This is a genomic window from Mesorhizobium sp. M0074, from assembly GCF_040322975.1.
Lineage (GTDB): Bacteria > Pseudomonadota > Alphaproteobacteria > Rhizobiales > Rhizobiaceae > Mesorhizobium.
In genome coordinates this window covers 1-26,782 of sequence record NZ_JAMYUM010000028.1, presented here as the reverse complement: position 1 = coordinate 26,782, position 26,782 = coordinate 1, and the positions used below count along the sequence as shown (strand labels likewise).

Here is a 26,782-nt window from a genome sequence, read left to right as displayed (position 1 = left end):
GACATAATGGCAAAGACAGCAACGAAGAGTGCGAAAAAGCCCGCCGCCAAGGCAGCCAGGCCAGGAGCGAAGCCGGCGGCCAAAGCCGCCGCCAAGTCAGCGGCGAAAGTGGCAAAGCCGGCGGCCAAGGTCTCCGCCGAGAAGCTGGCGCCGAAGGCCAAGGCGAAACCGGCGAAAAAGCCCGCGCTCTCGCTCAGCATGCTGAAGCCCAGCGTCAACAATATGAGCGTTCGAGTGTTTGCACGCGCCGCCGGGCTCGACCATTCCGAGACCGACGTATGGGGTCTCACGCGCTCGCCCGAATACATGGCGCGAAACCCGGCCCATCTTACGCCGATGATCGAGGACAAGGGCCTGCCGAGAGGTGTCTTGTGGGAAAGCTGCGCCATCATGCAGTATCTCGCCAACAAGCACGGGCTGGAGAAATTATATCCCAAGGCGCCGGCCAAGCGGGCAATGATCGACAGCGCCATGTTCTACCTGATCGGGACGCTCTACCCCTATGTGGCGCGCGCCACATATCCTGTACTGAATTTCCCGCAATATGCCGGCGAGGTCGGCCACAGCGACGCTCATCCCGACAAGAAGTCGGAAGCCCAGAAGGCCGCTATAGAAGCGATAGCCGAGCCGCTGGAGGTGTTTCACAGCTTCTTCAGGAACGGCAAGCCGTTCATCGGCGGCAAGAACCCGTCGATCGCCGACATCCGTTTGGCGGCGACGCTCGAGTTCCTCGCCGTCATCGACTACGCGCTGCCCCAATGGGCAAAAGACTATATGGCGGCGATCGAGAAGAAGCTCGGCAAGGCCTATGCCGAGCCGGCCGCCGACGTGCGCGGCTATATCGCCTATGTGCGGTCGCAGGCCAACGCCTGAGGCACAAGCCAATAGCGGTCGTCCGCACGTCTGCAGGAGCCCGTAATGAACTGGGGATTTTTTTAATCTCCCCTGTTTGCACGATGTGGGGAGCTTAAGGTTTTGTTAACCTAAACCCTTTCTACTGAATCCACCTCCAGCCCGCGACCACGGATGTACTGGCGCGGATGGGAAGCAAAGGTCGGCTGCGCGCCGGCCTTTTGCTTATTTCAGCCCCTGTCGAAGTTGCGCCAGACGGCGTTTCACGACGCCTGCATGGCTGATGAAACGCGTCGCCGCCATCTTGTCATCGCCGCTGTCGGCCCTACCATCGAAGTTCGTCCCGTCCTCGAGGGCGGTTCAAGGACAGAGGCCCTGCCATGAAAAGCATTGCTGGAATGATGGTGATTGCAGGCGCCATGCTGGCGGGTGCAGCCGGTCAATCGAAAGCAGCGACGCTCAACACCATGCCCGAGGTCGGGGCTGCCATCCAGGCGTGCTGGACCCCGCCGGCGAATGCCGGGAATTCCACCGTCACCCTGAGCTTCAGCTTCAGGCGCGATGGCACGCTGATCGGCCGGCCCAAGCCGACCGCCATCCGCGTCGCCGGCGAGGAGAAGACGCGCCAAGCTTTTGTCGACGCGGCGGTCGCGGCCGTGGACCATTGCCTGCCGTTGAGCTTTTCACCGGCGCTGGCTGAAGGCATCCCGGGCAAGGTGTTCACTCTGCAATTCAACTCGCCCAAACAAGAACAGGCTGCACCGCGAGTGAAGGCTTCGCCTTGATCTTTTCCAAAAACCGGATTCCACTTTTCGGGATCTAGTGCATGTCGCGCAAAAGTGTGCAGCGGTTTTGCGACAACGACATGCATTAGACAAGAACCTAAGCGCGTCGCATGAGGCCCGGTCGACCGCGATGCGCTTTAGTGGCGCCTTCGTCTGGCCTCGACATGTCGCGCCAGTTCCGGCATCTCGAAGACATAGTCGCTCCAGGCCGATTCCGGTATCTGGCCGGCGAGATAGCACTCCAGCAAAAGCCTCTGCTCGTGGTCGAGTGGCCTCGGTGCGCGTTCATGGTCCAACCCAAGTGAATGGAACAGATTCCTGGTCAGGTCCGCGACAGTGAAGTGGATCGACATTTGCGGTCTCCTCCTTTGGCCGCTCAACGCCGATCCCAGGGCTAAGGTTTCAGCAACGGCCGGCCGGTAACGCCGGATTGATCGCGATGCCGAACCCGCCGCGCGCATCAAAACTTCGCCGTGGCGGGCGTCCGCCGGCGTTGCTGCCGGTTCGTCTCAATCTTGAAATAAAAATGTAATATTGAATTTACACGAGTGGATCTAATACACTAGAGCTAAAGTCTCTGGTGGCGATTTGATCTACTCCAATTAGGAAAGACTGATTTAGCTAGTACTTATCCATAGTCGACAAAGAAATCCTGTTCTCGGTGCAACAAGGATAATGGTCGTTCCAATGACACGCTTCTGGCCCCTCACGATTCTGATGCTGGTGTCGGCAATAGCCGTTGCGCTCGGCACATCCTTCTCCTACGCGGATAGCTGCGGTGCCATCAGGAGCCAATTGCTTTCGGCGGGGCGCAGCGGCGGGACCAGCCCCGAGCTTGCCCAACTGCGCCGGCAACTCGCCGCGATTCAAAAGCTTGAGAGACAACGCAGATGCACGGCGAGAACGGCCGGCTTCTTCTTCAATCCCTGCGCCGACCTGGTCAGCAGCAAGGCGGAGGTGCAACGGCAGATCGCCAGACTGTCGAATTCGAGCAGGGACACGTCCGGATTGAAGGCCAGGTTTGTCGCGCTGGGCTGCGCCGCCCCCGCTGCCAAGAAACAGCCGGCGCAGCAACGCACGGCACCCAAGGCCCAGTCCGCAGGCACAACAATTGGCGGCAATCGGATGCTGTTTTGCGTTCGCTTGTCGGACGGATATTTCTTCCCCGCGCCAAAATCGCAGTTCGCCAAGGGCGACGATCTGAAGGAAACGGTCGATCAGTGTCGCTACATCTGCGACGATGCCGGCGTCGACCTCTATACGCTGAGCGACGCCACTCGCGAGACCGAGGAGATGGTCGCGCTCGAGTCGGGAAAACCCTATGTGGAGCTACCTGCCGCGTTCCGGTACCGCGACGACGCGAACTTCAAGGCCTGCGACGTCAAGCGCTATTACCGGCGCGTCGCCGAGCTCAGGGCACGAACCGTGACACCGGCCAACATGAGCAACGCCATCATTCCGTTGCCGACGGCAAAGCCGGATCTTGGCGTCGTCGCGGAAATTCCTGAATCCGGGATCGAAACTGCCGGTGCCGCTCTCGCAGGGGCAAAAACGCCGGTTTTCGAGGTGCCAGGGATTGCCCAGCATCAGTCGATCGAGAAAGCGATCGGCGCGCGGCCGGTGAGAGTGGTCGGGCCGGCCTTTTTCCCGGCGGACTGACCAGGGCGGGCGATGTTCCGAGACGGCTGGCCGGATAGCCGCTTCAAGGCCTGGAGCCGTACGCATCGACGGACGTCGGCTGGTTATTCGCAGACCATGCGGGCCCGTTTGCCGGGCTCGCTGACATTCTTGCAAGTTAGCGGCTTCGTCGGCTCCGGCGACAGCATGGGCGGGTTGTTGGTGATCCTCCTCCGAGGCGTTGCAACGGAAGCCGCGCTCCTGCGCACCGCCGGCCTTTTCGGCGTTTGCGGCGCCACTGGAAAGACGTCGGTCTCCAGTTGCGACTGTTCGGCTTGCGCCTGCGGCGAAGGCCTGTCCCAGAAACGGCGAACATCGAGCGGCTTGGGAATGATGACGGTGCCGTCATAGCTGCGCGCGCAGCCGCTTCCCAGAGGCAGCGCCAGGCACAGGAAGACAGGCAGAATCCGTCGAGACATCAGCAATACCCCTGCAAGCTTATAACGCTGCTTCGGCCTAACCGACAACCGGCGGAATAGGGCGAAGGGAGTAGATACCGTGAAGTAGAGTCGTCGCACTTCCAGTCGAAGGCGTTGCTCGAAGATCGAGCGCCGGGTCGGGCGCGGATGGAGGTCCAGCGCGAGTTAGAACCTTGCGATTCGTCAACGCTTCCAGCGTAAGGCCATGGTGCGATCGCACCATACCAAAGCTGCGCTCAGTGGCGACAATGGGATATTCGAAGTTCCGCTCCTCCAGTTACGGGCGGGAGCAGCGACCGCCGGCAAGAAACAGGGTCAGATTTACCCCAACGGACCTGTTTGGGCGATGGCGCGGCCATGACACGTTCTGGCTGCATGCAACGCGCTCCCGTCCGGCTTTTTTCTTTTAAAGCCGGTGGCTACGATCGCCGAGCAGACGATGCCGGCCGGAATTCACGCAAGCTGCTGATTCCAGCGGCAAACCGCGGCCCATGCCGACAAAGCCCGCGGCCGCTCCTTCTTAACCCGGCTGGGCGCCGTTACCGGAGCGACATGAAACTGTCATGCGACTGTAATAATCGGGGGCTATTGGCCTCAGCGGGCGCCGGAGGAATGGCGCCGAGAGACCATATTCCGAACAGGAGCAGGCCACATGAGACATTTCATCCGCTCGGCGGCCGTTGCGATTGCAATGGCTGCGGCGACGACCACTCTCACCCTGTCCGCCGCGCTCGCCGCGGACATCTCCGGCGCCGGCGCCACCTTCCCCTACCCGATCTATGCGAAGTGGGCCGACACCTACAAGAAAGACACCGGCGTTGGCCTTAACTACCAGTCGATCGGTTCCGGCGGCGGCATCAAGCAGATCAAAGCCAAGACCGTTACCTTCGGCGCTTCGGATGCGCCGCTCAAGGGCGACGAGCTTGAAGCGACCGGACTGGCTCAGTTCCCGATGGTGATGGGCGGCATCGTTCCCGTCGTCAATCTCGAAGGCATCAAGCCGGGCGAGTTGGTTCTCGACGGCCCGACGCTGGCCGACATCTTCCTCGGCAAGATCACGAGCTGGGATGACGAAGCGATCAAGAAGCTTAATCCGGACGTCAAGCTGCCTTCGCAGGCGATCGCGGTCGTTCACCGTTCCGATGGTTCGGGCACGACGTTCAACTTCACCTATTACCTCGGCGACGTCAGCGCGGACTGGAAAGAAAAGGTCGGCGTCGACAAGGCCGTGGAATGGCCGGTCGGCATCGGCGCCAAGGGCAATGAGGGCGTTGCCAACAACGTTTCCCAGACCGGCGGCGCGATCGGTTATGTCGAATATGCCTACGCCAAGCAGAACAAGCTCACCCACACCGATATGATCAACAAGGACGGCAAGAAGGTCGAGCCCACCGCGGCGGCGTTCTCGGCGGCAGCGGCCAATGCCGACTGGAGCTCGCAGCCGGGCTATGGTGTCATCCTCGCCAACGAGCCGGGCGCCGAGTCCTGGCCGATGACGGCGGCAACGTGGATCCTGCTCTACAAGAAGCCGGATGATGCCGCGACCACCGGCGAAGCGCTCAAATTCTTCGCCTGGGCATACGACAAGGGCGACGAGATGGCCGGCGAGCTGGACTACGTTCCGATGCCCGAAAAGGTGGTTGAGAGCGTCAAGGCCATGTGGGCCAAGGAAGTCGTCGGCGACGACGGCAAGCCGCTCTACTCGGCTATGTAATCTCCTCCAGGGAGGGCGTCGATGGCGCCCTCCCTGTTGCCTTCAATCGCGAGGACCCAATGACCATCGCTTCCGATGCCATGCCATCATCTGCAGCAGCCCGGGCCAGGGAAGCTACGGTGCGGCGCTTCGCGCTCACAGATGCCCTATTCCGCGGACTCACCCGCGCTTCCGCAATTCTTGTGCTGGTCATCCTCGGCGGTGTCGCGATCTCGCTGTTTGCCGGCTCATGGCAGGCGCTGTCGTCGTTCGGTTTTTCTTTCCTGACGACTGAAAGCTGGAATCCGGTCACGGAAAAATTTGGCGCACTGGCGCCGATCTACGGCACCCTGGTCACGGCGGCCATCGCCATCCTGATCGCGGTTCCGATCGGCATCGGCATTGCAGTCTTTCTCACCGAGCTCTGCCCGCGCCCGCTCAGGCGCCCGATCGGCATAGCGGTCGAGCTGTTGGCCGGCATTCCTTCGATCATCTACGGCATCTGGGGCCTGTTCGTGTTCGCGCCGTTCCTGCAGACGGCGATACAGCCCTTCATCATCAACGTCTTCCACGGCGTGCCGGGACTATCCAGCCTTTTCGCCGGCCCTCCTTACGGCATCGGCCTTCTGACCTCGGCGCTGATCCTTGCCATCATGGTGCTGCCCTTCATCACCTCGATCACCAAAGACGTCTTCGATACGGTGCCGGCGGTGCTGAAGGAATCGGCCTATGGCATCGGTTGCACGACCTGGGAAGTGACCCGGCGCGTGGTCATTCCCTATACCCGCATCGGCATCATGGGCGGCGTCATGCTTGGCCTGGGCCGGGCGCTCGGCGAGACCATGGCGGTGACCTTCGTCATCGGCAACGCCCACCGCATCAGTGCCTCCCTGTTCGCGCCGGGCACGACGATCTCGGCGACCATCGCCAATGAATTCACCGAGGCCGACGGCGACCTCTACACCTCCTCGCTGGTTTCGCTCGGCCTGATCCTCTTCGTTATCACCTTCCTGATCCTTGCCGCCGCCCGCTATATGTTGATGCGGATCGACGCCCGTACGGGAGCCTGACCGATGTCGACATCCTCATCGCTCCACAGCCGCCGCAAAGCCAGGAATTCGGTGATGATGGCGCTTTGCGTCGTCGCCGCCGGCATCGGGCTTGCCTGGCTGGCGCTCATTCTCGGCGCACTGGTCTATAAGGGCACAGCCGGGCTTTCGCTCGCGGTCTTCACCGAGATGACGCCACCACCGGGCGAGGCCGGCGGCCTGCTCAATGCCATCGCGGGCAGCCTGCTGATGACGATCATCGCCGTTGTCGTCGGCACGCCGATCGGCGTGCTGGCGGGAACCTACATGGCCGAGTATGGACGCTTTTCGCGCATCACCACCGTCGTCCGCTTCATCAACGACATCCTGTTGTCGGCGCCGTCGATCATCATCGGCTTGTTTGTCTATGAGCTGATGGTGCGGCCAATGGGACATTTCTCGGCCATTGCCGGCGCCGTTGCGCTTGCCATCCTGGTCATTCCGGTGGTCGTGCGCACCACTGAAGACATGCTCAACCTGGTGCCGAACGCGTTGCGTGAAGCCGGTGCCGCGATCGGCGCGCCACGCTGGGTGGTGATCCGTTCGGTCGCCTACCGCGCCGCATTGTCCGGCATCGTCACCGGCATATTGCTGGCGATAGCACGCATTTCCGGCGAGACGGCGCCGCTGCTCTTCACCGCGCTCAACAACCAGTTCTGGAGCAGCAATATCAACGCGCCGATGGCCAGCCTGCCGGTGACCATCTTCCAGTTCGCTCTCAGCCCTTACGAGGAATGGCAGCAACTGGCGTGGACCGGCGCACTCATAATCACCCTGACGGTTCTGGGCTTGAGCATCCTCGCCCGCAGCCTTACCGGACGCAGAGAGGACAGATGACACAGATGTTGTCCCCAGACATGACGATGGCCGAAACGGTCGTCGAGAAGACGAAGATCGAGGTCAAGAATCTCAACTTCTACTACGGCCAGAGCAAGGCGCTGAAGGACATCAGCCTGTCACTGCCTGAGCGCAGTGTCACGGCCTTCATCGGCCCTTCGGGGTGCGGGAAATCGACGCTGCTGCGTGTGTTCAACCGCATCTATGAGCTCTACCCAAAACAGACGGCCGAGGGCCAGGTGCTGCTCGACGGCAAGAACATTCTCGACCGGTCGCAGGATCTCAACCTCCTCAGGACCAAGATCGGCATGGTGTTCCAGAAGCCGACGCCGTTCCCGATGTCGATCTACGAGAACATCGCCTTCGGCGTCAGGCTCTACGAGAACCTCGGCAAGTCCGAGATGGACGGCCGCGTCGAACAGGCGTTGAAGCGCGCCGCGCTGTGGAGCGAGGTCAAGGACAAGCTCAACGCCAGCGGCTTGAGCCTGTCCGGCGGCCAGCAGCAGCGGCTCTGTATCGCCCGCACCGTGGCCGTGAAGCCGGAAGTCATTCTGCTCGACGAACCGGCTTCGGCCCTCGACCCGCTGTCGACTGCCAAGATCGAGGAACTGATCGACGAATTGCAAGCCGACTATACGATCGTCATCGTCACCCACAACATGCAGCAGGCGGCGCGCGTGTCGCGCCAGACCGCCTTCATGTATCTGGGTGAACTGGTCGAGTTCGACCGGACCGAGAAGATCTTCACGTCGCCCCGCGAGAAGCGCACGCAGGACTACATCACTGGCCGCTTCGGCTGAGCCGTTCCGATCATGCATATGAGGACAGGACCATGGGCGAACACACAGTCGCTTCTTTCGACGAGGATCTCGAGCAGATCAGCAAGCTGATCCGCGACATGGCCGACCTCGCCGGTTCGATGGTCGGCGGGGCGACCAAGGCCCTGTTGAATTCCGACAACGTGCTGGCGCAACGCGTCGTTTCCGACGACGCCATCATGGATGCGCGTCAACGCGAACTGGACGACCGCGCCATCACCCTGATCGCCAAACGCCAGCCGATGGCCCACGATCTTCGCCATGTGGTCGGAGCGATCCGCATGGCGGGCGACCTCGAACGCATCGGCGACCTTGCCAAGAATATCGCCAAGCGCGTGAGTGCGGTCGGCCTCAGCGCCACGCCGCGGGACCTGTCGCATTCCATCGACGCGATGGCGCAGCTGGTTCTCATCCAGGTGCAGGGTGTCATCGAGGAATATGCTGCAGGCGATGCGGCCGCGTTGGCCAAGCTGCGTGCCGCCGACGAGCGCATCGACGTCAAATACACGTCCGTGTTCCGCGAGCTGTTGACCTACATGATGGAAGATCCGCGCAACATCACCGCTTGCACGCACCTGCTGTTCTGCGCCAAGAATCTGGAGCGGATCGGCGACCATGTCACCAACATCGCCGAAAATGCGTATTATGTGCTGACCGGCGAGCAATTGCCGGTCAATCGTCCGAAGCAGGACGAAACGACAATGTCCGCACCGGTGACATGATGGGGGTGCCCAGCCGATGATCGCACCACGCATAATGGTGGTGGAGGACGAGGAGCCATTGGGTGTGCTGCTCCGCTACAATCTCGAATCCGAAGGCTACCAGGTCGAGGTGGTGACACGCGGCGACGAAGCCGAGATCCGTTTGCAGGAGAATGTGCCCGACCTTTTGGTGCTCGACTGGATGATACCAGCGGTTTCCGGCATCGAGCTCTGTCGTCGGTTGCGGGCGCGCCCCGAAACCGAGCGGCTGCCGATCATCATGCTGACCGCGCGCGGCGAGGAGAGCGACCGGGTGCGCGGGCTTTCGACCGGCGCCGACGACTATCTGGTCAAACCGTTTTCGACACCGGAATTCATGGCCAGGGTCAAGGCGCTGCTGCGGCGCGCCAAGCCGGAAGTGCTGTCCAGCGTGCTGAAGGTCGGCGACATCGTGCTCGATCGCGAATCGCACAGGGTCTATCGCAAGAAGAGCGAAATCAGGCTCGGGCCGACCGAATTCCGGCTGCTCGAGTTCATGATGCGGCATCCGGGCCGTGTCTTCTCGCGCAGCCAGTTACTCGATAATGTCTGGGGCGAGACAATCTACATCGACGAACGCACCGTCGACGTGCATGTCGGGCGGCTGCGCAAAGCCGTCAACAACGGCCGGATGCCGGATGTCATCCGCACCATCCGCGGTGCCGGCTATGCGATCAGGGAAGATTGACCCGCCTGGTCAGGCTACGTTCTTTCTGACGCTGGGCCTCATTTGCGCGCCCGGCGCGAAAATCTCCTGGTCGACGAAGCTTAGCGCCCGCATCGCGCAGCCTTCGCGGATCAGCGGCAATTCGTTCGGCTCTGTATCGAAGGAGATCGAGTCCGAATGCTGGCCGCCGGCGGTCTGGGCGATTGCCTTCCGCAAGGCCGGCTCGATCAGATCGAAGGCGGCGGCACTGGCGCCGACCATCGCGACCGGTGCCGGATCGATCAGCGCGAACAGCGAGCCGAGACCGAAACCCAGCGCTTCGCCGGCCTTGCGGTAGGCCTCGCGTTCCGGCCCATCTTTCTCGCGCGCCCGGGCCGCCAGTGCTCGCATGTCGGCGTCGCTGACGTCGGCGATCGGTTCGCTTTCTTCGCTCATCTGCCTGGCGTTGCGCCAGATGGCGTAGTTGCCGGCATAGGCCTCGATGCAGCCGCGCCGCCCGCAACGGCAGAGCGCGCCGCCCGGACGATGGATCATGTGGCCAAATTCGCCACCCGAGGAATGCGTCCCGGTGAACAGTTCGCCCTTCAGCACCAGCCCCATGCCGATGCCATGCGAAAGCAGGATGGCGATGAAGTCGTCGCGATAGCGATCCGGATTGCGCCAGCGCAAAGCCACCGCCATCATGTTGCAGTCGTTCTCCACCGTTGCCGGGATGCCGAATTCGTCCTCCAGCATGTCGGCAAAGGCGATGTCGGTCTGCGGCGTGATCGGCGACCACAGCATGGCGCGTGCAGGGGAGTCGGTAATGCCCTGAATCGCCAGGGCGATGCGGGCGACACTGCGGACGTCAAGGTCTGGATCCTGCAGCCGGCGCCGGACGATGGCCATGCATTCACGGATCAGCTCGTCGCGCGGCATGGTCAGCGTGTCCAGCCGGCGCTGTTCCTCGGCGACCACCTGTCCCGTATAGTCGATAATGGCGGCCGACAGGAAATTCAGCGACAACACCACGGTCAGCACCGCCGCCGCTTCCGGGTTGAGGGCGAGGCCGACCTGCGGACGACCGCGTTTCAACGAAACGGGCTCACTTGCCTTGCTCTCGGCGAGGATGCCTTCCCGTATCAGGTCGGAAGAGATCGCCGATATGGTCGAATGACTGAGGCCGGTAGTAGCTGCGATCTCAGTACGCGATGGCTGGCCGGCCCGGCGCACCGCCGAGATCACCATCGCCCGGTTGCGCCGGCGCAAATCGTCATGGCGGATTCCGACCGACATTGTTTTGCTTTCCTCCCGGTTGCCGCGGCCGCTCATGAACCGGAAGCCGTCGGTAATGTCCGACAAATAGTGTCGGACGCAGGCAAATAGTGTCAGATGCAGGTGGCGCTGTCATCGTTTATTCCGACGCTCGAAAAAACTCGCAGAGTCATCAAAATCCATCAGAATCGATGTTGACAGCAGCCGGAGATCGGGCCAGTATTTTTTCGAGGCTCGAAAAAATTAGAGCTTCTAAGCTGGTCTTTGAGCCAATTGGTCACGCCGTACGCGGCGCAGGGAGGATATGATGAAGAAATTCACGACCGCCATTCTGGCGGGTGTCGCCATGACGCTGGCGCTGGCGTCGGTGGCGCAGGCTAAAGACAAGGTCATCGGCGTTTCCTGGTCGAACTTCCAGGAAGAGCGCTGGAAGACCGACGAGGCCGCAATGAAGGCGGCCATTGAGGCCGCAGGCGACAAGTATATTTCCGCCGACGCACAGTCCAACCCCGGCAAGCAGCTCACCGACGTCGAGAGCCTGATCTCGCAGGGCGCCAGCGCACTGATCATCCTGGCGCAGGACGCCTCGGCCATCGGGCCGGCCGTGCAGAAGGCACTGGACGAAGGCATCCCGGTCGTCGGCTATGACCGGCTGATCGAGAACAAGGACGTGTTCTATCTGACCTTCGACAACAAGGAAGTCGGCCGCATGCAGGCCCGCGAAGTCTTCAAGGTGAAGCCGGAAGGCAACTACGTCTTCATCAAGGGTTCGGGTTCCGATCCGAATGCCGATTTCCTGTTTGCCGGTTCGATGGAGGTGCTGAAGGAGGCCATTGACGGCGGCAAGATCAAGAATGTCGGCGAGGCCTATACGGACGGCTGGCTGCCGGCCAACGCTCAGAAGAACATGGAACAGTTCCTGACCGCCAACGACAACAAGGTCGATGCCGTGGTCGCCGCTAATGACGGCACTGCCGGCGGCGTCGTCGCCGCGCTGACGGCGCAAGGGCTGGCCGGATCGGTTCCGGTTTCGGGCCAGGACGGCGACCACGCCGCGCTGAACCGCATCGCGCTCGGCACACAGACCGTGTCGGTGTGGAAGGATGCGCGCGAGCTCGGCAAGAATGCCGCCGAGATCGCCTCGCAACTGGCCGACGGCAAGCAGATGACCGACATTGCCGGCGTGAAGGATTTCACCACGCCCGGCGGCAATACCGTCAAGTCGCTGTTCCTGACCCCGGTCGCCATCACCAAGGACAACCTCAACGTCGTCATCGACGCCGGCTGGATCAAGAAAGAAGAGGTCTGCGCCGGCGTGACGGCTGGCGCTGTTGCAGTCTGCAACTGAGCCGACGTTTCCGAGAAGTCCGAACGCCGCGGCCGCTCGCCGCGGCGTTTTTTCAACAAGAGTTGTTTTTCCGCTTCCGGCGGATAACTTCTAGGCTGCTTCCGGCATCCGCGGCAGACGGCAACCCGGCGGGAGAAACATCATGACCGACACGACGTCCAACACGCCGGTCGACAGCACGGCAGACCGGGCACGGGAATCCGAGCTCGGCATCGTTGCCCGATTTCTCAAGGCAACCGAACTCGACACGCGCATGCTCGGCATGGTCGGCGCGCTGCTGGTCATCTGGGTCGGCCTGCATGTCATTTCCAGCGTACGGCTCGGCGTCAATCCGTTCGACTTCGACAGCCGGACCTTCCTGACGCCACGCAATCTCTGGAACCTGTCGGTGCAGACTTCGGCCGTGGCCATAATGGCCGCCGGAATGGTGCTGGTTATCGTCATGCGCAATATCGACCTGTCGGTCGGCTCCGCCGAAGGCCTGATCGGCGTGGTCATGGGTTTTGCGCAGGTGCATTTCCTGGTGCGAATGGTCGGTCTGCAATTAGGCAACCCCTGGATCTGGATCCTGGCGCTGGCCATCGGCCTGGCGCTTGGCCTTCTGATCGGAGCGTTCCAGGGATACATCATCGCTTATCTCGAGGTGCCGGCCTTCATCGTGACGCTGGGCGGCCTTCTGGTCTGGCGGGGTGCCGCATGGTGGGTCGCCAGTGGGCAGACGATTGCGCCGCTAGATGCCACTTTCCAGCTGATGGGCGGCGGACCGACGGGTTCGATCGGTGCGCGATGGAGCTGGATCGTCGGAATTGTCGCGTGCCTGGCGGTTGTGTTCATGCTGCTCAACGGGCGGGTGCAGCGCAAGCGGTTCCGCTTCCCGTTACGCCCGATCTGGGCCGAGACGTTCCTCGGGGCCGTCACTTGCCTTGTCATCATGGGCGCCATATGGCTTGCCAATTCCTATCCTTGGCCGGTCGGCATCGTGAACAGATATGCGGCGGCCAACAATATAACCGTTCCCGAAGGCGGGCTGTTCATCGCCCATGGCATCGCCATACCCGTGCTGATGGCTGTAGCCGTAGGGCTGATCATGACCTTCATCGCCAAGCGTACCCGTTTCGGCCGCTATGTCTTCGCCATCGGCGGCAATCCGGAAGCAGCCAACCTTGCCGGTATCAACACGCGCTGGGTGACCATGAAGGTGTTCATGATCATGGGCGTGCTGGCGACGATCGCCGCAGCGATCTCGTCAGCCAGGCAGAACTCGTCGACCAATGCGCTGGGCACGCTGGACGAGCTCCTGGTCATCGCGGCGGCGGTGATCGGCGGCACGTCGCTCGCCGGCGGCTCCGGCACAGTGCTCGGCGCCATGCTCGGCGCGCTTTTGATGCAGTCGCTGCAGTCCGGCATGGTGCTGCTCGGCATCGATTCGCCGCTGCAGAGCATCGTTGTCGGAGCCGTGCTGGTGGTCGCGGTGTGGCTCGATACCGTCTATCGCAAACGGGTCTGAGCATGATCCCGCAAGGTGGAAACCGGTTTTCGTACAACTTGACGCTCAAGCAGGATCTATAGGGAGGAAGGACGAGCATGGCAGACAAAACCGCTCCCACGCCGCTGATCGACATGCGCAACATCTCCATCGCTTTCGGCGGCATTCGCGCCGTCGACGATGCCTCTGTCGACCTTTTCCCGGGCGAGGTGATGGCTTTGCTCGGTCACAACGGTGCCGGCAAGTCGACGTTGATAAAAATCCTGTCCGGCGCCTACAAGCGCGATGCGGGCCAGATTTTCGTCAACGGCGAGGAGGCTTCGATCTCCAATCCCCGCGACGCCAAGAAGTACGGCATCGAGACGATCTACCAGACGCTGGCGCTGGCCGACAATGTCGATGCGGCCGCCAACCTGTTTCTCGGCCGCGAGCTGATGACCAGCTGGGGTACGCTCGACGACGTCGCCATGGAGGCCGAGGCGCGCAAGGTGATGGGCAGGCTCAATCCGCGTTTCCAACGCTTCAAGGAGCCGGTGGTAAAGCTATCGGGCGGCCAGCGGCAGTCGGTGGCGATCGCCCGCGCCATCCTGTTCAATGCTCGCATCCTGATCATGGACGAGCCGACGGCGGCACTCGGGCCGCAAGAGACGGCGCAGGTCGGCGAACTGGTCAGGCAGCTCAAGGCCGACGGCATCGGCATCTTCCTGATCAGCCATGATATTCACGACGTGTTCGAGCTTGCCGACCGTGTCTGCGTCATGAAGAACGGTCGGGTTGTCGGAACGGCGCGCACAACCGACGTCACCCAGGACGAGGTGCTCGGCATGATCATCCTCGGCAAGTGCCCACCCGGCGCCATTCCGGGGCCGGGCGCGCTGAAGATCGCCGCATGAACGAGAATTAGCCGGCTAATCACAAGCCGCCAAAATGTGCCAGCCGTCACCATGCTTTGGCCTCGCCATTGTGTTGGCGTCAGGACTTGCCCATAAAGATGCCGAACCGTCCACGGGACGTATCAGCAATTGAAGAAGCTTTTTCCGACCGTCGCTTTTATCGCCGTCGCGCTGATCAGCCTGACGATGGCGGGTTTTGCCTATTTTGCCACCCAAGAGGCGGCCCGCATTAAATTCGAGGCGACGGCAGACGATGCGCTTAACCGGATCGAAAGCCGCATCGACCTGGACCTGTCGCTGCTGCGTTCGACCCGGGCGCTGTTCGACGCACGCAATGGCGGTATCTCGCAGGGCGAGTTCAAGGCCTTCTTCAACGCGCTCGACATCGACAATAATTTCGCCGGCCTGCGCGGCATCGGTTTCGTCCGCCTGGCGAAAACTGGCAACGAGGCGGCGGTCGAGCGCGACATCCTGCACGATCACGGCGCAAGCCATCCGATCTATCCCGACACGAACTTACCGTGGCGTACGCCCATCGTGCTGTTCGAACCGCTGGATCCGTCCAACAAATCCAGCATCGGCTACGACATGTTCACCGGGCCGGCGCGGCGCGAGGCGATCGAAAAGGCGATGGCCGACGACCAGCAGCACGCCAGCGGGCTCGTGCAGTTCGGCAAGGATACGGGTGCCGCGCAGACCTTTACCGGGTTCCTCGTCTTCGTCCGGCTCAATGTCGAAACCGCGCCGGACGCCGTGAACGCGACGAGATCCTCGACTGCCGGCTTCCTTTATGCGGCCTTCCGCGCCCGTGATGTGTTCCAGGCTGCGCTCAGCCGGGCACCATTGCTGCCGGTCAACACCGAGATCTATGACGGCACGGTGGACAGCGACAACCTGCTGTTCCAATCGGAAACGCCGCCAGTTTCGAGCCTCGGCGACAGGCTGCTGGTCACCCGCAAGATCACCGTCGCCGGCCGGCCGTGGGTCGTCCTGTTCAGGCCGACAAGTGCTTTCTCGCAACCTTCCTCGCGCGCCATCCCGGTGATGCTCGGATTGTTCGGACTGCTGCTTGCGGGCGCCATCGCGCTGGTGGCCCGCTATCAGGAGCGGGCCTATGAGGCGGTCTCGCTGCTTCACGAAACGACCGAAAAGAGCCTGCTGGAAAAAGACCTGATGCTGCAGGAGATGAAGCATCGCATCAAGAACTCGATCACGCGGGTGCTGGCAATCGCGCGCCAGACAGCATCGCACACCACCGACGTCCAGGAATTCTCGGCTTCTTTCTCGGCCCGGCTGCAGGCGATGGCGGCTTCCCAGGACATGCTGACGCGCTCACGCTGGCAGAAAGCCGATCTCGGCGACCTGCTGCGCATCGAGCTAGGCCAGGTGTTCGGCAGTGAGCTTCCTGAAGGGCTGCTGTCGGGACCGCAGGTTCTTCTCGATGAAAAGACGACGCAGGCACTCGGCCTCGTCTTTCACGAACTCGCGACGAATGCGCTGAAGCATGGCGAAGCCGGCAATTCAGTCGGTGCGCTGAAGGTCGACTGGTCGCTCGAAGCCCGTAGCGGCACCCGGACATTGGCTCTCAACTGGCGCGAGGCCGGTCAGAAGAAGCTCGAGACACCGGCAAAGAGCGGTTTTGGCACCAGACTGATCGATCTCAACGTCACGCGCGAATTGCGTGGCACAATCAGGCGCGATTTTCGCGAAGATGGCTTGAACGTGGAAATCAGGGTTCCGCTGCCGGCCTGAAACGCCGTCTCGTGGGCCGCGTCGCAACAGCGCTTTAAAGGGCAAACGCGGAGACAGGTGGCCTGCCTCCGCGTTTGCTGTTCGCCTGGAGCTCGAAACTAGTTGCAGCGAGCTGTGTAAATCCGGCCGTGACGATCTCTGTATTGGCAGTAGCCATTTTGCAGACGGCGAACGAGCAGACCGCCAATCGCACCAGCGCCGGCGCCGATCAAAGCGCCCTTGCCGCCGCCGACAGCGCCACCAATGAGCGCGCCGCCCACAGTGCCGATACCCACGTTCTCTTCCGTGGTGGTGCAGCCGCTGACCGCAACCACGGCAACCATGGCAATAATCATCTTCCGCATGGAGTCATCCTCACTTTTGTCCTCACTTTAATAAGCTCCAGCCGCCATTTAGCATGAAAGTACGGCCTTTGCCCGCACGATTTCATTGTTGATTAAGATAGTCTTTTTCGGGGCGTGCGCCGTTCGATGCTACCACGAACCCGGAAATCTCCAAGGACGCATCGAGCGTGCCGCTGGGACGCACGTTCCAGACGATCCTGTCATAGTCGGTCTCGCCGGATCGACGGCAAGGCATCTGGCGACGGCATGTTGGGCCTGGCCCTGCAGGTCGGTGACCGCGAACGGGCACGGCCGAGCACTCGGGCAGTGGTTTCAAAGCGATCAAGCAGAGGCGAGTTCGATTCAGATCAGTTGGGACGCGGCGGTCAGGACGATCGCGGCAATAAGCGCGACGGCGGCGAAGCGGAGGGGCGAAGCACGAGGCGCGGGCGCTGCGGACGCGTCGGGATCCTGAAAACCGCCCATCGAGACGCGAGCGGCCTGTTCCAGTCTGTTCAAGTCGGCAGCCGTCAAGGCCCATTCCCTTCATTTTGTGCCAAACTCAATCCGGTGGATCGGCACGTTCGGACAGGATCGGACTTTATGGTGAACAGTCGGTTAAAGATGGCGATGCGCAGCAAGCCTTCGCGCGGCGACCGCCGCTCGTTAATCCGTCTCGAAATTGCCGTGAGGAACGACAAGGCGGTATTCGAGGCGGTTCCCGGTGATCTCAAGTGTCGCCGTTCCATTCAATGAAGTGGGCACGACGCGTTCGAGCGCGACGCTGCCAAAACGCTTCTCACTGCGCTGATTGTCGTTGGCTCCGATCACTTCGGCCCATGTCAGCGACAGCGCAGGCTCGCCAGCGGAAGCTGCCGTCAGATCGGCCGTCACCTCGACGAAACCGTCGCTGCGCGACAGCGCGCCATAGCTGACCGAATTGACGGCGAGCTCATGCATGGCCAAGCCGATGTGCAAGGCGGCATTGGGGTTGAGATATGGATTTGCGCCGCGGAAGCGTAGGCTGTGCAAGGGATCCGCGCCGTACCTGCCGACCTGACCGGAAACCAGCTCGCGCAGCGCCGCTCCCCGCCAGTTGGATGACGTAACCAAATCCTGCGAGGAGGCCAGCGACTGCAATCGGCCCCGGAAGCGCGTCAGGAAATCGTCAATGCTGCCGGAATAACGGCCCGTCTGGGTGGCGATGCTCTGGATGATGGCCAAAAGGTTCTTGGAGCGATGACTGACTTCGCGCAGCAGCGCCTTCAACGTCTGCTCCCGGCGTTTCTGCTCGGTTGTTTCGACCATGGTGGTCACGACGCCCTGCACCGCGCCGGTCTCGCTGCGGTCGGCGTCTATCCACACCTGAAACCAGCGGGCGCCGTCATCGGCCGGCACGCTGAGTTCAAGATGTTGAGGATTGCCGGATGCGATGACGTCGTGCTTGGCGGCGCCGATACGCTCCGCCTGCGCCGGCGGCAAGATGCCGTTGTTGTCGGAGGCATCGGAAGTCCAGGGCGCGCGCATGTTGCGCGCCCACACCGTCTTCATCTCGCGATCCTGGTATAGGACGGAAATCCCGGCATTGTGCAGTGCATGGAGAAGGGCCCGGCCAAGCTGCATCCCGCTTTCGGCAGGATGCAAAGCGATGATCTCATCACTCTGGCCGCGGTCTTTCATTTTTCCGACTCTGGAACGCATCGGTCAATTTGCTCAACCCATGTCGGGCTGAACGGTTCGCGGAAAAATGGGTTCCAAAAGGAGGAGCTTCGTATCAAGCCTTAAAAAGCGGTCCGCCGAGCGGCATCCCGTTGGAGGACACTGCCCGGCGGTGGCTGGAAACCGTTTGAGGGGTGCGGCTTCCAGTGTTCGCTTGAATGGCCGCTTGGCATTCACGCTCGTCTGATCAGGCCGGCAATAAGCGATATGATCAGGAAGGCGAGAAAGATGAAGAACAATATCTGCGCTATGCCGGCCGAGGTGCCAGCGATGCCGCCGAAACCAAGCGCACCGGCGATGATCGCCACGACGAGAAATACGAGCGCCCAGTAAAGCATGATCGATCTCCTTCCAATGCTGCGGTGAAAACGTGATTCGCCTCCGTTTGTTCCACCATTTTCCGAAAAAGACGATGCTGAAAATCTTCAGGGCCCGAATTGCCGCGGTGTGTGGAAAGGTCCAGTTGGTTGCCCCAGTTGGTTGCCAGTGAGTTGAGCCGGCGTCACGCCCCATCTGATCCAAGGGAATGGCTATCCCGGCGGCCGCAGTTCGGCCGCCGGCTGTTTCATGCCGCGGCTTTCGCGTGCCGGTCAAAGAACAGGGCCTGGCTGATAAGAGCCTTGACCATGTCCGGATTGAACGGCTTGGTAACCAGGAAAGCCGGTTCCGGCCGCTCGCCGGTGAGCAGGCGCTCGGGAAAGGCGGTGATGAAGATCACCGGTACCGAGGTCGACGACAGGATCTCATTCACGGCCGCTATGCCCGAACTTCCGTCGGCAAGCTGGATATCGGCAAGCACCATCTTTGGCCGCGCCTTGCCGAACATCGCCACCGCCTCGGCGTGGGTGCGCGCCGTTCCGACGACGCGGTGGCCGAGGCTTTCGACCATTTCCTCGATATCCATGGCGATCAGCGGCTCATCCTCGATGATCAGCACGTCGGTTGCCACCTGACGGGAGATCTCGTTGCTCGCCTGCGCGAGGAGTTCGGAGAATTCCTGTTCGTCGACGTCGAGAATCTCCGCCGCCTCGTCTTCGCTGAAGCCTTCGACCGCCACCAGCAGAAAGGCTTGGCGGGGACGAGGCGCAATTGCATTCAGATTGGCCGCGGCGCGCTGTTCCCATGCCGACTGGGCATGCTCCTGCGGAACGCGAATGGCCACCGAGGTGAAGAGCTTGGCAAAGACCTTGTAGAGCGCGATGCGGTCGTTCGATGCGTCCGGAAAGATGTCGACATCGGCAATGATGGCCTCGAGCATTGCGGCGACCAGCGCGTCGCCGCTCTCTTGCGATCCGGATACGGCGCGCGAGAAGCGGCGCAGGAACGGCAGGTGCGGAGCGATGGTTGCTGATAGGCTCATAGTGGACGTCTCCCTCATATGACGTGATTGCATGTTACAGCTAAAAACGGTTTGCAAGCCCAGCAATTGAAACGCTGGCTCCTTGAAAAAGGTTCCAATCGTGCGGAACTAATATGTGAGGCTGGCGTTTAAGGGCGGGTTGGGCAACCAGACGAGGCTGCCGCTTGCATTGCGTTATGTGTTGAAGGGCGGCTTAAGGCTGGGACAAAAGGGCGAAATGAAGAACATGACGAAAGCTACCATGGGTGGCGTTGGCAACGGGCGCCGGGCTGCTTCCCGCGACCCGCTTGGGCCGAACTCGGAAATCGGCCGTAAACTCAAACAATACTATGACGAGCTGGTCTCCGACAATGTGCCGGATCGCTTCGCCCAACTGCTCAGCCAGTTGGAAAAGGCCGAACCTGTACAAAAGAAGGACTGAGGCATGGCGGCCGTCTCCCAGGGCTTTAAGACCGACTTGCTCGGCTCGATCCCGAGCCTGCGGGCTTTTGCCGTGTCGCTGACGCAAAACGCCGACAAGGCCGACGACCTGGTGCAGGAAACATTGGTCAAGGCCTGGGACAAGCATGAAAGCTTCCAGCCCGGCACCAACCTGAAGGCATGGCTGTTCACGATCTTGCGCAACGAATTCTATTCGCAGATGCGCAAGCGCGGCCGCGAGGTGCAGGACAGCGATGGCGTCATGACGGCCAGGCTTGCCGTTCACCCGGCCCAGCACGGCCAGCTTGACCTCGAAGACTTTCGCGGCGCGCTCGAATTGCTGCCAGAAGACCAGCGCGAAGCCATTATCCTCATCGGCGCGTCGGGCTTCTCCTACGAGGAAGCAGCCGAGATCTGCGGCTGCGCCGTCGGAACGATCAAGAGCCGCGTCAGCCGCGCCCGCACACGGCTGCAGGAAATCCTGAAGATCTCCGGTGAAGACGAGTATGGCCCGGACGCAATTTCGGCTCAGGTAACCGGGTCGACGGCTGCGTGAAGCGCCGGCGTGTTCGAACCGCTCCGCGCCTCAGCGAAGAGGCGTGCGCCTGCAGGCCGTTACCACTGCCTCGACGAGATCGTCTCCCGAATAGGGCTTGGTGACCAGCCTGACGCCGGGAAAGGATTTCTTGATCTCGTCGGTATCTGAATAGCCCGAGGCGAAGACGAACGGGATGCCCGCTTCACGCAGCCGCGAAGCAAATTGGAGCGTCGAAACGCCGCTCAGCATGAGGTCGACGATGGCCACATCGAATTGCGCGGCAACGTCTTGCTGTTCGATCTCAGTCAGATCACGGGCGATGACCACATCGAGCGCGCCGTAGTCGCGGCAAAGCTGCTCGATATCCATGGCAATCAGGAACTCATCTTCCAGGATAAGAATCCGCAAACCGTCAAGCGATGGGCGCACGCAGCAATATCTCCTTAAATGCGTCTCTAACGTGAAACGGGGGAAGTCATGATCGGTATTTGGCATGCTGTCATTTAAAAAAGATGTGCCGGCGCGGATGCGTCGGCCTCGGCCCGTGCAAGGCATTTGCAACGCGCGCTGCCGGAGATAGGGTTAGAAGAGGTTCGTGCCGGAACCTTGGGGTCTGTCGGGCGTTTCGACCGAGCAAAAGCATGGAGAGTGAAGCAATGGCGACTGCCGCAGGAAAGGCCGCGAACGAAGCCCGCACGAATTCCGATATTGAGGCCGACATCGCACAATTGAAGGCCGACATCGACCAACTTACCAAGCTGTTGGCCAAAACTGGCGAACATGGCTACGGGGCAGCACGGCGAGCCGCCGCCGAAAGCGTCGAGCAGTTGCGAACCCAGGGCGAGGCAGCCTTCGACAGCCTGCGCAGCAACGCCAGGGACATCGAGGCGCAGATGATAGCGCATATGCGCGAAAAACCGGTGACTTCGCTGGCGATCGCCGCAGGCGTCGGATTCCTCTTCGCTCTTCTCGCGCGCCGTTAGTTCTGCACGCATGGGAATGCTTGCATCGCTGATCTCGGGCCTCGCCTCGGGCGAAACCATTGCGGCGGTGCAACGCGCACGCGTCGCTGCGATTGTCTATTCGATCGCAGCGCTCGCGGCGCTGTGCGGCCTCGGCTTCCTCGTCGGGGCGGCCTATATCTGGACGGCGGCCCGCTATGGGCCGATGGCAGCTTCCCTGAGCTTCGGGATCGGCTTTCTGGCAATCGCCGGTCTCATCCTGCTCGTCTACCGGATGTCGGCCGGCTCGCGCGCCAGGCGCCGCGCGAAGCGACGCAACGCCGACATGAAGGCTATCGGCATCACTGCGGTACTCGCCGTGCTGCCGGCGCTGCTCAAGGGCAAAGGTGGCCCGGGGAAGGCCGGACTGGGCGCGATTCTCGGCCCGGCGATAGCACTCGCTGCCTACGCTATCTACCGCGAGAACGTGAAGCGCGGCTCCGATGATCCGGATATCGGCAAACGGGAATAGTTCGGAGGGATAGTTCGGGGCAAACGATTCTGGCGCCGGTCGCAAAATGCTGGCGTCACAAATCTTCGAGCGGAATCGATATTTCGGCGACCACGCCTTCCGGCCGGAATTCATGGGTCACCTCGCTGGAAATGACCTTGGCCAGGCTGCGGCGGATCAGGATCGAGCCGAAGCCATGGCGTTTGGGCGGCGCAACCCGCGGGCCGCCGCTTTCACGCCAGGCCAGCAACAGACGCCGTGCGCCCTTCCTGCCTTGTACCCTCCAATCGAGATCGACCTTTCCGGAGGAAACCGAGAGCGACCCGTATTGCAGTGCGTTGCTTGCCAGTTCATGCAGGATCAGCCCGAGCCCGACTGCCTGGTCGGGTGACAGCAGGACATCGGCGCCGGAGATCGCCATGCGCGATTGTCCGGCGGCTTGGAACGGCTTTAGCTCGATCTCCACCAGCTCGCGGATGCCGATGCCGCGCCACTCGCGGTCCGACAGCAGGCTGTGCGCAACGCCCAGTGCCTGCAGCCTGGCGCTGAAGGCTTCGAGGAATTCGCTTGGCTGGCGGGCATGGCGAACGGTCTGCGTCGCCAGCGCCTGTACGGTTGCCAAAGTGTTCTTGACGCGGTGATTGAGCTCGCGCAGCAACAGCCGTTGACGTTCGTCGCCAAGCTTGCGTTCGGTAATATCGTAGTTGACGCCGAAGATCAGCGTTGGCTTGCCCTCGCCGTCGCGCTCTATGACGCGGCCGCGCGTTGCGATCCATCGCGGCGGATCGAGGCCTTTGACACGGTATTCGCCAAAATAATCGTCGCTGCCGGTCAACGCGTCGCGAAAGCGTGTTTCGGTCTGGTGAACGTCGCGCGGGTCGATGGCGGTCAGGATGTCGCGCGCCCTCAGCCTGTTCGACTTCGGCAGGTTGAACAATTCGGACAGCAGGACATCGCAGTCGATCATATCGCTGCGGATATCCCATGCCCAGCTGGCAAGCGAAGCCGCGTCGAGCGCGATAGCGCGCCGCTTTTCCTCTCGAACCAGTGCTGCCTTGGCAATCGCCGCACTGCGGGTTGCATCCTTCAGCGTGAACAGGCTGGCGGCAAGGCCGGCCAGCGCCGACAGCTGGTCGAGCTGGACAGAGGAGGGACGTGCGTGCGGCTTCCGGTCGAGCACGCACAGCGTGCCGATCAGCGCGCCGTCGATTACGATGGGCACGCCTGCGTAAAAGCGGATATGATGCTCGCCGGTGACCAGCGGATTGGCTTTGAACCGCGGATCCGCCGCCGCGTCGGCCACCACCATCGGCACGTTGCCGGCTGCGATGGTATAGGCGCAGAACGATGTCTCGGTTGCGGTTTCGGTCTCGTCGAGGCCGATACAGGACTTGAACCACTGCCGCTCGGCATCGACCAGCGTGATCAGTGCGACAGACGTTTGCATAGCCGAAGCGGCAAGACCGCCGATACGATCGAAATCAGGGTCGGCAGCCCCGTCCAGCGTGTCGAGGCCGTGCAGCACGGCAAGGCGGTCCGCAGCGCCCACCACACGGCGAATATCGGCCGGCAGGCCCGGCGTGTTCTGGCTATTGTCGTCCACTATGCCCCCGGTGGCCGGCTCCGCTGATTGGTCAGACCAACCGGCCCGTCTGCTGCCTTGCAGAGCCGGAACTTTCGCGGCGGGGGACCGTTACCAGCCAACGCCCCGCCAGTTACGCCTGCCGGCGCCAAATATGGAGCCAGACAATGCCAAAAACCATTCCTGAAAACAAAGCCCGTCAAGGGCGGCGGGGTCGGCATGTCCTTCGTATCCTGATCGCCGCGCTGTTGCTGACTTTTATCGCCTGGGGCGTCGCCGAAATCTACGGCTGGATGATCGAGACGCCGAAGACCGAACAGGGCAACACGCCCAGCGGCTAGGTTCTCTCCATCGCTCGCGCCAGTTTGCATCACGCAACCCCACATCACGCATCCCACGTCAGGCAACCTTTGCCTCGACAGCGCGCGCCGGGACGAGAACATTCAACGCGCGCGGATGGATTTCGATGGTCGTCTCGCGATCGAGCTTTACCAGTTCGCCGTCCATGACGGCCTGAACTTTCCTGTTCGTCGAATGGATTTTCAAAACGGCGCGGTTTGCCTGATGGATTTCGACATGCTCGTTGCCGCGCCATTTCCCACGGGCGACGTCAAAGAGGAACCTGATCAACTCGCCGCGCCGCCTTGCCACGGTGACATAGATGCCCAGCACGCCGCCTGCCGGATTATCGGCATAGGGCAGGTGGCCCTCGCCGAACAGATTGTTGGTGATGCCGATGCCGGTGATCCGCGTTCTGATCTCGGCCTCACCGACCGTCAGCGTTACGTTCATGGCCGGCGGGTTGTTGATCGTTGCCCAAGCGGCCCGCACCGAGGCACGCATCTTCCCCAGCCGCGAGCCGAATTCCATCTTCTGTCGCAGTTGCACCATCCTGGCGTGCATGCCGATCGAGAATTGATGTACGAAAGGCCGGCCGTTGGCTGTTGCAATGTCAATTGCCATCACCTCGCCGTCGGCAAACGATTTCAGTGCCGCATCAAGGGTCTGCGGAATGCCGAGGCCGCGCGCAAAAAGATTCATTGTGCCAGCCGGCAGAATTGCAAGCGCCTTCTCCCCATTCATCAAACGGGCTGCCGCGGCCGAGATGGTGCCGTCGCCGCCGCCCGCCAGCACGACGTCGATGCCGCGCCTGGAAGCTATGTCGTCCAGCGTGGCGACGATATCCTTGCCGGCGGCGATGTCGATATCGATCGAGTGACCAGCAGCCTCAAGCGTACCGCGGATCCGGCCGGCGAAGGCCTCAAGATCGATGGTGCGCAGGGTGCCGCCGTCCTTGTTCAGCACCGCTGCAAACCGCATGGCCGCTCCATTTTTCCAACACCTATCCGGCCGGGACGGGGTCCCAGCCGGGAGTGGAACGGGGCGGCCGAGAAAATGTTCCTTTCGACCAGCGTGGCGAATCCGAGAACCTTCGACATGGCACCGGGTGCGCCACGGCTTTTTTCGGAACAACAGTGTGGTCACAACGTTGTGAACATGCAGAAGACGCTGCGCCCGCAGCGACGCTATGCGGGTACGGCGTGCACGAAATCACCGACGAGGAGACACTAAGATGATCCGCACCCTTTTAACCACGACAGCAGTCGCAACATTGATTGCGACGGGTGCATTTGCGCAATCGGCGACGACCCCGGCGCCGGCGCAAGCACCCGCCGTAGAGAATTCCGCTCCAGCCGCTCCGGTGCAACGCGCCGAGGGCAGTCTTGTCACCAATATCATCGGCGAGTCGGTTTATAACGGCACCGGCGACAATGCAGAGAATATCGGCAAGGTCACCGATGTCGTCTTCGACGAACGCGGCCAGGTAAAATCCATCGTCATCGGCGTCGGCGGGTTCCTCGGCATTGGGACCAAGAACGTCGCCTTCGACTTCAGCAAGATGCAATGGGCCGAAAGAAATGGCGATCGCTGGCTGATAGCGCAAACGACGAAGGATGAGCTGACGGCTCATCCGGATTTCGACCGCAAGCCCTATGATCCGGCGCCTGCGGCGACAGACACCACGGCTACGGCTCCTGCCGCTCCGTCGACCTCCACCGATACGGCGCAGAACGCCCCGGCGGCGCCGGCCGGTAACAACCCCGCTCCGGTCGTGAAGCGTGCGGAAGGCAATCTTGCCACCAATATCATCGGCGAGACCGTCTACAACGGTACCGGCGACGACGCCCAGAACATCGGCGACGTAAACGACATCGTCATCAACAAGGAAGCCAAGGCGCAATCGCTGGTCATCGGTGTCGGCGGCTTCCTCGGCATAGGTGAAAAGAACGTCGCCTATGATTTCGACAAGGCGCAGTGGGCCGAGAGGAACGGCGATCGCTGGCTGGTTGCCCAAACCACCAAGGAAGAGCTGACGGCGCAGCCGGATTTCGACCGCAAGCCCTATGATCCGGCCCCGGCGACCACAGCGTCGAACGATGCCGCGGCTAATGCGCCAGCCGTCGTCACGCCTACTGTGACGGCCAGCAACACTGCCACGACCGATAACACTGCGACGACCAACAACACTGATCAGGCCAGTAAGACGGCTCAAAATGCCCCAGCGCCCGCAACGACGGCAGACCAGACCAAGACCGGGTCGATCGACAAGTCGACACTGACTGAAATGCCGATAGGCGAAATCCGGGCCGAGGATCTGGTTGGAACAACCGTTTACGGCGCCAACGATGTCAACGTCGGCGAGATCGGCGATATCGTGCTGGGCGGCGACAAGAAGGTCGACGCAGTCATCATCGACGTCGGCGGCTTCCTTGGCATCGGCGAGAAGGAGGTGGCGGTCGGCATGGACAACCTGAAATTCATGACCGACAAGAACGGCAAGCGCTATCTCTACACGAACTTCACCAAGGAGCAGCTTGAGGCGCAGGCCCCCTATGACAAGGCCAGCTATGCGCAAAATCGCGAGAAACAGCGCATGATCATGCGCTAAGCTGCGCACAGGCCGACAGAGAAGCGGGGGGGGGGGGCGGGGCGGGGGGGGGGGGGGGGGGGGGGGGGGCGGGGGGCGGGGCGCCACCCACCGCTGGCGCGGATAAGGGCGCAGACACAAAAAGCTGAG

General features: G+C 61.8%; 30 protein-coding genes. 19 read left to right on the top strand and 11 right to left on the bottom strand.

From position 1 onward, the window contains the following. The first annotated feature begins 6 nt into the window (after positions 1-6). Positions 7-873, top strand: coding sequence for a glutathione S-transferase family protein (locus NKJ73_RS29165; RefSeq protein WP_023678524.1), 867 nt, complete (start codon positions 7-9; stop codon positions 871-873). Between the two features lie 359 nt (positions 874-1,232). Beyond that, on the top strand, positions 1,233-1,637 hold the full coding sequence (tolA, locus tag NKJ73_RS29160; RefSeq protein WP_023678526.1) for a cell envelope integrity protein TolA: 405 nt from the start codon (positions 1,233-1,235) through the stop codon (positions 1,635-1,637). A gap of 137 nt (positions 1,638-1,774) precedes the next feature. Here tolA and NKJ73_RS29155 read toward each other — a convergent pair whose 3' ends face one another. Next, positions 1,775-1,990, bottom strand: coding sequence for a hypothetical protein (locus NKJ73_RS29155; protein ID WP_023678527.1), 216 nt, complete (start codon positions 1,988-1,990; stop codon positions 1,775-1,777). 334 nt (positions 1,991-2,324) lie between these two features. Here NKJ73_RS29155 and NKJ73_RS29150 point away from each other — a divergent pair, with 334 nt between their 5' ends. After that, a complete protein-coding gene (locus NKJ73_RS29150) occupies positions 2,325-3,296 on the top strand; it encodes a DUF2865 domain-containing protein (RefSeq protein WP_023678528.1) in 972 nt (323 codons plus the stop codon). 83 nt (positions 3,297-3,379) lie between these two features. On the opposite strand, the gene NKJ73_RS29145 is transcribed toward NKJ73_RS29150, so the two are convergent. Then, a complete protein-coding gene (locus tag NKJ73_RS29145; RefSeq protein WP_023678529.1) occupies positions 3,380-3,733 on the bottom strand; it encodes a hypothetical protein in 354 nt (117 codons plus the stop codon). Between the two features lie 652 nt (positions 3,734-4,385). On the opposite strand from NKJ73_RS29145, the gene pstS reads away from it, so the two are divergent. From pstS to phoB, 6 genes are read left to right on the top strand one after another with little or no spacing between them, the layout of a single operon-like run. Beyond that, on the top strand, positions 4,386-5,447 hold the full coding sequence (gene pstS, locus NKJ73_RS29140) for a phosphate ABC transporter substrate-binding protein PstS (protein WP_031212147.1): 1,062 nt from the start codon (positions 4,386-4,388) through the stop codon (positions 5,445-5,447). 59 nt (positions 5,448-5,506) lie between these two features. Beyond that, the gene (gene pstC, locus NKJ73_RS29135; protein WP_023678531.1) at positions 5,507-6,496 is read left to right on the top strand and encodes a phosphate ABC transporter permease subunit PstC; all 990 of its coding nucleotides are present in this window, start codon (positions 5,507-5,509) and stop codon (positions 6,494-6,496) included. Positions 6,497-6,499: 3 nt separating this feature from the next. Then, positions 6,500-7,351 (top strand): phosphate ABC transporter permease PstA, encoded by an 852-nt coding sequence (pstA, locus tag NKJ73_RS29130; protein WP_023678532.1) that lies wholly within the window; start codon positions 6,500-6,502, stop codon positions 7,349-7,351. Further along, a complete protein-coding gene (gene pstB / locus NKJ73_RS29125; protein ID WP_031212148.1) occupies positions 7,348-8,151 on the top strand; it encodes a phosphate ABC transporter ATP-binding protein PstB in 804 nt (267 codons plus the stop codon). Before pstA ends, pstB begins: the two co-directional genes overlap by 4 nt. A gap of 32 nt (positions 8,152-8,183) precedes the next feature. Then, positions 8,184-8,891 (top strand): phosphate signaling complex protein PhoU, encoded by a 708-nt coding sequence (gene phoU / locus NKJ73_RS29120; protein WP_023678534.1) that lies wholly within the window; start codon positions 8,184-8,186, stop codon positions 8,889-8,891. A 16-nt stretch (positions 8,892-8,907) separates the two neighbouring features. Further along, on the top strand, positions 8,908-9,597 hold the full coding sequence (gene phoB / locus NKJ73_RS29115; protein ID WP_352571975.1) for a phosphate regulon transcriptional regulator PhoB: 690 nt from the start codon (positions 8,908-8,910) through the stop codon (positions 9,595-9,597). A gap of 9 nt (positions 9,598-9,606) precedes the next feature. On the opposite strand, the gene NKJ73_RS29110 is transcribed toward phoB, so the two are convergent. Further along, on the bottom strand, positions 9,607-10,851 hold the full coding sequence (locus tag NKJ73_RS29110; protein ID WP_023678536.1) for an ROK family protein: 1,245 nt from the start codon (positions 10,849-10,851) through the stop codon (positions 9,607-9,609). A gap of 286 nt (positions 10,852-11,137) precedes the next feature. Between NKJ73_RS29110 and xylF the strand changes: the two genes are divergently transcribed. The 4 genes from xylF (at position 11,138) to NKJ73_RS29090 (ending at position 16,309) form a co-directional block, all read left to right on the top strand. Beyond that, complete coding sequence (xylF, locus tag NKJ73_RS29105) at positions 11,138-12,178, top strand: D-xylose ABC transporter substrate-binding protein (protein ID WP_352571974.1); 1,041 nt, start codon at positions 11,138-11,140, stop codon at positions 12,176-12,178. A 142-nt stretch (positions 12,179-12,320) separates the two neighbouring features. After that, complete coding sequence (locus tag NKJ73_RS29100; RefSeq protein WP_352571973.1) at positions 12,321-13,685, top strand: sugar ABC transporter permease; 1,365 nt, start codon at positions 12,321-12,323, stop codon at positions 13,683-13,685. A gap of 77 nt (positions 13,686-13,762) precedes the next feature. After that, positions 13,763-14,557, top strand: a complete 795-nt coding sequence (locus NKJ73_RS29095; protein ID WP_352571972.1) for an ATP-binding cassette domain-containing protein — start codon at positions 13,763-13,765, stop codon at positions 14,555-14,557. Between the two features lie 129 nt (positions 14,558-14,686). Next, on the top strand, positions 14,687-16,309 hold the full coding sequence (locus NKJ73_RS29090; RefSeq protein ID WP_352571971.1) for a CHASE domain-containing protein: 1,623 nt from the start codon (positions 14,687-14,689) through the stop codon (positions 16,307-16,309). Between the two features lie 98 nt (positions 16,310-16,407). Here NKJ73_RS29090 and NKJ73_RS29085 read toward each other — a convergent pair whose 3' ends face one another. The 5 genes from NKJ73_RS29085 to NKJ73_RS29065 form a co-directional block, all read right to left on the bottom strand. Next, positions 16,408-16,653 carry a YMGG-like glycine zipper-containing protein gene (locus NKJ73_RS29085; RefSeq protein ID WP_006328050.1) on the bottom strand — a complete coding sequence of 82 codons (246 nt, stop codon included), beginning with the start codon at positions 16,651-16,653 and terminating at the stop codon, positions 16,408-16,410. A 342-nt stretch (positions 16,654-16,995) separates the two neighbouring features. Continuing rightward, positions 16,996-17,166 (bottom strand): hypothetical protein, encoded by a 171-nt coding sequence (locus NKJ73_RS29080; RefSeq protein ID WP_352571970.1) that lies wholly within the window; start codon positions 17,164-17,166, stop codon positions 16,996-16,998. Between the two features lie 132 nt (positions 17,167-17,298). After that, positions 17,299-18,333: a sensor histidine kinase gene (locus NKJ73_RS29075; protein ID WP_023678540.1), complete on the bottom strand. Its 1,035-nt coding sequence runs from the start codon at positions 18,331-18,333 to the stop codon at positions 17,299-17,301. 191 nt (positions 18,334-18,524) lie between these two features. Then, positions 18,525-18,689, bottom strand: a complete 165-nt coding sequence (locus NKJ73_RS29070; protein WP_023678541.1) for a DUF1328 domain-containing protein — start codon at positions 18,687-18,689, stop codon at positions 18,525-18,527. Positions 18,690-18,916: 227 nt separating this feature from the next. Further along, positions 18,917-19,711 (bottom strand): response regulator, encoded by a 795-nt coding sequence (locus NKJ73_RS29065; RefSeq protein ID WP_023678542.1) that lies wholly within the window; start codon positions 19,709-19,711, stop codon positions 18,917-18,919. A 217-nt stretch (positions 19,712-19,928) separates the two neighbouring features. Here NKJ73_RS29065 and NKJ73_RS29060 point away from each other — a divergent pair, with 217 nt between their 5' ends. Next, on the top strand, positions 19,929-20,132 hold the full coding sequence (locus tag NKJ73_RS29060) for a NepR family anti-sigma factor (protein ID WP_023678543.1): 204 nt from the start codon (positions 19,929-19,931) through the stop codon (positions 20,130-20,132). A 3-nt stretch (positions 20,133-20,135) separates the two neighbouring features. After that, positions 20,136-20,687, top strand: a complete 552-nt coding sequence (locus tag NKJ73_RS29055) for a sigma-70 family RNA polymerase sigma factor (RefSeq protein ID WP_023678544.1) — start codon at positions 20,136-20,138, stop codon at positions 20,685-20,687. 30 nt (positions 20,688-20,717) lie between these two features. Here NKJ73_RS29055 and NKJ73_RS29050 read toward each other — a convergent pair whose 3' ends face one another. Further along, positions 20,718-21,164, bottom strand: coding sequence for a response regulator (locus tag NKJ73_RS29050; RefSeq protein ID WP_352571969.1), 447 nt, complete (start codon positions 21,162-21,164; stop codon positions 20,718-20,720). Positions 21,165-21,325: 161 nt separating this feature from the next. On the opposite strand from NKJ73_RS29050, the gene NKJ73_RS29045 reads away from it, so the two are divergent. Both NKJ73_RS29045 and NKJ73_RS29040 read left to right on the top strand, forming a co-directional pair. Further along, the gene (locus NKJ73_RS29045) at positions 21,326-21,652 is read left to right on the top strand and encodes an ElaB/YgaM/YqjD family protein (RefSeq protein WP_023678546.1); all 327 of its coding nucleotides are present in this window, start codon (positions 21,326-21,328) and stop codon (positions 21,650-21,652) included. Between the two features lie 10 nt (positions 21,653-21,662). Continuing rightward, positions 21,663-22,142 carry a hypothetical protein gene (locus tag NKJ73_RS29040; protein WP_352457967.1) on the top strand — a complete coding sequence of 160 codons (480 nt, stop codon included), beginning with the start codon at positions 21,663-21,665 and terminating at the stop codon, positions 22,140-22,142. A gap of 55 nt (positions 22,143-22,197) precedes the next feature. Here NKJ73_RS29040 and NKJ73_RS29035 read toward each other — a convergent pair whose 3' ends face one another. Continuing rightward, a complete protein-coding gene (locus NKJ73_RS29035) occupies positions 22,198-23,724 on the bottom strand; it encodes a sensor histidine kinase (protein ID WP_352571968.1) in 1,527 nt (508 codons plus the stop codon). A gap of 146 nt (positions 23,725-23,870) precedes the next feature. Here NKJ73_RS29035 and NKJ73_RS29030 point away from each other — a divergent pair, with 146 nt between their 5' ends. Continuing rightward, a complete protein-coding gene (locus NKJ73_RS29030; RefSeq protein WP_023678549.1) occupies positions 23,871-24,044 on the top strand; it encodes a hypothetical protein in 174 nt (57 codons plus the stop codon). Between the two features lie 58 nt (positions 24,045-24,102). Here NKJ73_RS29030 and NKJ73_RS29025 read toward each other — a convergent pair whose 3' ends face one another. Continuing rightward, the gene (locus NKJ73_RS29025) at positions 24,103-25,023 is read right to left on the bottom strand and encodes a diacylglycerol/lipid kinase family protein (protein ID WP_023678550.1); all 921 of its coding nucleotides are present in this window, start codon (positions 25,021-25,023) and stop codon (positions 24,103-24,105) included. Positions 25,024-25,276: 253 nt separating this feature from the next. On the opposite strand from NKJ73_RS29025, the gene NKJ73_RS29020 reads away from it, so the two are divergent. Then, positions 25,277-26,653 (top strand): PRC-barrel domain-containing protein, encoded by a 1,377-nt coding sequence (locus NKJ73_RS29020; RefSeq protein WP_352451156.1) that lies wholly within the window; start codon positions 25,277-25,279, stop codon positions 26,651-26,653. Positions 26,654-26,782: the final 129 nt, after the last annotated feature.

Bases quoted from the DNA above. Each gene is read 5' to 3' on its own strand.
- phoB (WP_352571975.1), top strand. From the start codon at position 8,908: ATGATCGCACCACGCATAATGGTGGTGGAGGACGAGGAGCCATTGGGT.
- NKJ73_RS29040 (WP_352457967.1), top strand. From the start codon at position 21,663: ATGGGAATGCTTGCATCGCTGATCTCGGGCCTCGCCTCGGGCGAAACC.
- NKJ73_RS29095 (WP_352571972.1), top strand. From the start codon at position 13,763: ATGGCAGACAAAACCGCTCCCACGCCGCTGATCGACATGCGCAACATC.
- NKJ73_RS29145 (WP_023678529.1), bottom strand. From the start codon at position 3,733: ATGTCTCGACGGATTCTGCCTGTCTTCCTGTGCCTGGCGCTGCCTCTG.
- pstA (WP_023678532.1), top strand. From the start codon at position 6,500: ATGTCGACATCCTCATCGCTCCACAGCCGCCGCAAAGCCAGGAATTCG.
- NKJ73_RS29110 (WP_023678536.1), bottom strand. From the start codon at position 10,851: ATGTCGGTCGGAATCCGCCATGACGATTTGCGCCGGCGCAACCGGGCG.
- NKJ73_RS29060 (WP_023678543.1), top strand. From the start codon at position 19,929: ATGAAGAACATGACGAAAGCTACCATGGGTGGCGTTGGCAACGGGCGC.
- NKJ73_RS29030 (WP_023678549.1), top strand. From the start codon at position 23,871: ATGCCAAAAACCATTCCTGAAAACAAAGCCCGTCAAGGGCGGCGGGGT.
- NKJ73_RS29020 (WP_352451156.1), top strand. From the start codon at position 25,277: ATGATCCGCACCCTTTTAACCACGACAGCAGTCGCAACATTGATTGCG.
- NKJ73_RS29155 (WP_023678527.1), bottom strand. From the start codon at position 1,990: ATGTCGATCCACTTCACTGTCGCGGACCTGACCAGGAATCTGTTCCAT.
- NKJ73_RS29055 (WP_023678544.1), top strand. From the start codon at position 20,136: ATGGCGGCCGTCTCCCAGGGCTTTAAGACCGACTTGCTCGGCTCGATC.
- NKJ73_RS29065 (WP_023678542.1), bottom strand. From the start codon at position 19,711: ATGAGCCTATCAGCAACCATCGCTCCGCACCTGCCGTTCCTGCGCCGC.
- NKJ73_RS29025 (WP_023678550.1), bottom strand. From the start codon at position 25,023: ATGCGGTTTGCAGCGGTGCTGAACAAGGACGGCGGCACCCTGCGCACC.
- pstC (WP_023678531.1), top strand. From the start codon at position 5,507: ATGACCATCGCTTCCGATGCCATGCCATCATCTGCAGCAGCCCGGGCC.
- pstB (WP_031212148.1), top strand. From the start codon at position 7,348: ATGACACAGATGTTGTCCCCAGACATGACGATGGCCGAAACGGTCGTC.
- pstS (WP_031212147.1), top strand. From the start codon at position 4,386: ATGAGACATTTCATCCGCTCGGCGGCCGTTGCGATTGCAATGGCTGCG.
- tolA (WP_023678526.1), top strand. From the start codon at position 1,233: ATGAAAAGCATTGCTGGAATGATGGTGATTGCAGGCGCCATGCTGGCG.
- NKJ73_RS29045 (WP_023678546.1), top strand. From the start codon at position 21,326: ATGGCGACTGCCGCAGGAAAGGCCGCGAACGAAGCCCGCACGAATTCC.
- NKJ73_RS29075 (WP_023678540.1), bottom strand. From the start codon at position 18,333: ATGCGTTCCAGAGTCGGAAAAATGAAAGACCGCGGCCAGAGTGATGAG.
- NKJ73_RS29100 (WP_352571973.1), top strand. From the start codon at position 12,321: ATGACCGACACGACGTCCAACACGCCGGTCGACAGCACGGCAGACCGG.
- NKJ73_RS29165 (WP_023678524.1), top strand. From the start codon at position 7: ATGGCAAAGACAGCAACGAAGAGTGCGAAAAAGCCCGCCGCCAAGGCA.
- phoU (WP_023678534.1), top strand. From the start codon at position 8,184: ATGGGCGAACACACAGTCGCTTCTTTCGACGAGGATCTCGAGCAGATC.
- NKJ73_RS29050 (WP_352571969.1), bottom strand. From the start codon at position 21,164: ATGCCAAATACCGATCATGACTTCCCCCGTTTCACGTTAGAGACGCAT.
- NKJ73_RS29150 (WP_023678528.1), top strand. From the start codon at position 2,325: ATGACACGCTTCTGGCCCCTCACGATTCTGATGCTGGTGTCGGCAATA.
- NKJ73_RS29085 (WP_006328050.1), bottom strand. From the start codon at position 16,653: ATGCGGAAGATGATTATTGCCATGGTTGCCGTGGTTGCGGTCAGCGGC.
- NKJ73_RS29070 (WP_023678541.1), bottom strand. From the start codon at position 18,689: ATGCTTTACTGGGCGCTCGTATTTCTCGTCGTGGCGATCATCGCCGGT.
- xylF (WP_352571974.1), top strand. From the start codon at position 11,138: ATGAAGAAATTCACGACCGCCATTCTGGCGGGTGTCGCCATGACGCTG.